Source organism: Melaminivora alkalimesophila, assembly GCF_000282995.1.
Taxonomy (GTDB): domain Bacteria; phylum Pseudomonadota; class Gammaproteobacteria; order Burkholderiales; family Burkholderiaceae_C; genus Melaminivora; species Melaminivora alkalimesophila.
In genome coordinates this window covers 1-3,030 of record NZ_ALEE01000510.1, presented here as the reverse complement: position 1 = coordinate 3,030, position 3,030 = coordinate 1, and the positions used below count along the sequence as shown (strand labels likewise).

Below are 3,030 nucleotides of genomic sequence, written 5' to 3'. Positions count from 1 at the left end.
GCGCCCCGGCCGAGGCGGTCGCGGGCGCCGACCCCTTCGGGGCCGACCTGCCCGACGAGCCTGCCCTGCGGCGCGCGCGTGCCGACGAGCCTTCGGCGGCGCACTTCCTTTGCCCCCAGGGAGCGCCGCGCCAGCTGCGCTCATCCGCGCCGCGCCGGCGCCTGCGGCCGCCCCGCGCCGCCTGAGGCGGCCCCGGACGGGGCCGGAGCGGTTCCCGGCGGAATCGCCTCCGGGCCCTTGCACTCTCCCACCACGCCGCTGTCGCGGCTCCACCGGAAGCTTTCCGGCGGCCGCGCGCTGTCCCTTTCCACCTTTTTTCTGGAGCACTATGCGTCTGACCACCCGTGGCAAGCTTGCCGTCACCGCCATCACCGACCTCGCCCTGCACTCCCATGGGCGCCCCGTGCCCCTGCCCTCGATCTGCGCGCGCCAGCAAGCGTCGCTGTCGTACCTCGAGGATATCTTCGGCGCCCTGCGGCGTGCCGGCCTGGTGGCCAGCACCCGGGGGCCCGGCGGTGGCTACACGCTTGCGCGCCCGGCATCGGAGGTGACGGTAGCGCAGATCATCGCCGCCGCGGAAGCCCCCCTGGTGCGCCCGGATTCGGCCGTGCGCTCGGACATGACGACCGAGCTGTGGTCGAGCTTCCAGACGCGGGTGATGGACTACCTGCAGTCCATCACCGTGGCCGATCTGCTCGCCCAGCACCAGGGGCGCCCCACGGCGCAGCCGACGCCCGAGCCCGCACGCAGTGCACGCAACCGCGCGCGGACCGAACCCGCCACCCAGTTCCCCCGCAAGGGCGTGCCGAACTCGGTCTTCGCGCTCGGCGCGGCCTGAGAACACCCGGCTCCGCCTGCCCCCCCGGGGCCGGGCGGGCGGCCGTGCTGGCGCTTGCGCCCGGCCGCGGCAGAGACCCGGGTAAACCCTGGATTCTCCCTACAATCCGGCCTCCCACGGCCCGGCGTCCCGCGCCCGGTCGGAACCGCTTGCAGGCACACACCAAAGGACGCCGGTCTTGAAGCAGCACGTCTCCCTTCCCGTCCACCCACCCGCCCCGGCGCACCCCGCCCCCGGCCAGGACGCCGGCTACGCGCTGCGCTACAACCCGGCCCTGGACGGCCTGCGCGGCGTGGCCATCCTGCTGGTGCTGTTCTCCCACGCGCACGCGCCACTCTTCGAGGGTGCGTTCTATGGCGTGGACCTGTTCTTCGTGCTCAGCGGCTTCCTGATCACCTCGCTGCTGCTGATGGAGATCGAGCGCACCGGGACGGTGGACTACTGGCGCTTCTGCCACCGGCGGCTGTACCGCCTGATGCCGGCGCTCATGCTGTTCCTCGCGGTCTACTGCCTGGTGGCGCCCTTCCTGTGGCCCGGCCTGATCGACATCTATTCCGATGCGCTGGTCTCGCTGCTCTACCTTGCGGACTACGGCATCGCCTTCTTCGACAGCCCGGACACGCTGCTGCACATGTGGTCGCTGTCGGTGGAGGAACACTACTACCTGCTCTGGCCGCTGGTGCTGCTGGGCCTGGTCCGCTGGTCGCGGCCGGGTCGGCTGTGGCGGGCCATCCTCGTGCTCGCGCTGCTGGCCTGGGCCTGGCGCGTGCTGTGGATCGTGCAGGGCCAGAAGTTCTACGAGATTTTCTTTCGCTTCGACACGCGCATGACCGGGCTGCTGATGGGCAGCCTGCTGGCGGCATTGCTGCTGGAGCAGCCCCGCTGGTTCCAGGCGCTGCGCACGCGCCTGGCGCACGGTGTGTGGCTGGTGCTGGCGGTGCCGCTGCTGCTGGCGCAGGCCTGGGACGACATGAACGCCCTGGCCTGGGGCATGAGCGTGGTGGAGTGCGCCACCGCCGTGGTGCTGCTGTCCGTGCTGGACGGGCGGGGTGCGGCCTACGAGGCGCTGAGCCACCGCTTCCTCGTGCAGGTGGGCAAGCTGTCGTACGGCATCTACCTGTGGCATTACCCGGTGGTGCGCTACCTGCGCGCCGACCTGCCCTGGCAGGCCACCGTGGTGCTGGGCTTCCTGATCTCCCTGGCGCTGGCGGCTGTGTCCTTCTATACGATCGAGCGCTGGGCCATGCGCCGGCGCGACCGGGGCCGCACGGCGCGCCCGGATGTGCCGCGCGGGGAAGGCGCAGCGCGGCAGGAACGCCAGCTGGCCCTGTCGGAGCGCTGAGCCGGTCGCGCACCGCCCTGCAGCTGCGGCGCGCTGCCGCTAAACTTGCAGCCTTTGCTTGCCAGGACGAAAGCCGCCGCACGGTAGCTTCGCCCGCAAGCTTTTTTTGTAGGCTCCACGCCCGCCCGCGCACACTGCCCGCCATGTCCACGGTCTTCAACTTCACCTTCGTGCCCTGGTTCCGGTCGGTGGCGCCGTACATCCACAAGTTCCGCAACCAGACTTTCGTCGTTGGCCTGACGGGCGAGGCGATCGCCGCCGGCAAGCTCCAGGGCATCGTGCAGGATCTGGCGATGATCCAGGCCATGGGCGTGAAGATCGTGCTGGTGCACGGCTTTCGCCCGCAGGTGACGGAGCAGCTGGCGGCCAAGGGGCACCAGGCGCGCTATTCGCACGGCATGCGCATCACCGACTCGGTGGCGCTGGACAGTGCCCAGGAAGCGGCCGGCCAGCTGCGCTACGAGATCGAGGCCGCCTTCAGCCAGGGCCTGCCCAACACGCCCATGGCGGGGGCGCGGGTGCGGGTGATCTCGGGCAACTTTCTCACGGCGCGCCCGGTGGGCATCCTCGACGGCGTGAACTTCCTGCACACCGGGCTGGTGCGCAAGGTGGACGTGGAGGGCATCCGCCGCACGCTGGCAGACCCGCAGTCGATCGTGCTCATCTCCCCCTTCGGCTTCTCGCCCACGGGCGAGGCCTTCAACCTGTCGATGGAGGAAGTGGCGACGCGCGTGGCCAGCGAGCTGCAGGCGGACAAGCTGCTGTTCCTGACCGAAGTGCCGGGGCTGCGCGTGCGCCCGCTCGATCCGCCGGGCGAGGACAACCCCATCGACACCGAGCTGCCGCTGGC

General features: G+C 71.0%; 4 protein-coding genes. All 4 read left to right on the top strand.

Going from position 1 to position 3,030, the window contains the following annotated elements:
• On the top strand, positions 1-185 hold a 185-nt coding region (locus A612_RS17700; RefSeq protein WP_040436556.1), incomplete at its 5' end, for a hypothetical protein.
• Between the two features lie 143 nt (positions 186-328).
• Positions 329-838, top strand: coding sequence for an Rrf2 family transcriptional regulator (locus tag A612_RS09945; protein ID WP_019374346.1), 510 nt, complete (start codon positions 329-331; stop codon positions 836-838).
• Between the two features lie 256 nt (positions 839-1,094).
• Positions 1,095-2,180: an acyltransferase family protein gene (locus A612_RS09940; RefSeq protein ID WP_040436557.1), complete on the top strand. Its 1,086-nt coding sequence runs from the start codon at positions 1,095-1,097 to the stop codon at positions 2,178-2,180.
• 143 nt (positions 2,181-2,323) lie between these two features.
• The coding region (argA, locus tag A612_RS09935) for an amino-acid N-acetyltransferase (RefSeq protein WP_019374344.1) at positions 2,324-3,030 on the top strand (707 nt) is incomplete at its 3' end.

Excerpts from the sequence above, each read along its gene's own strand:
- A612_RS09945 (WP_019374346.1), top strand. The coding sequence starts at position 329 with ATGCGTCTGACCACCCGTGGCAAGCTTGCCGTCACCGCCATCACCGAC.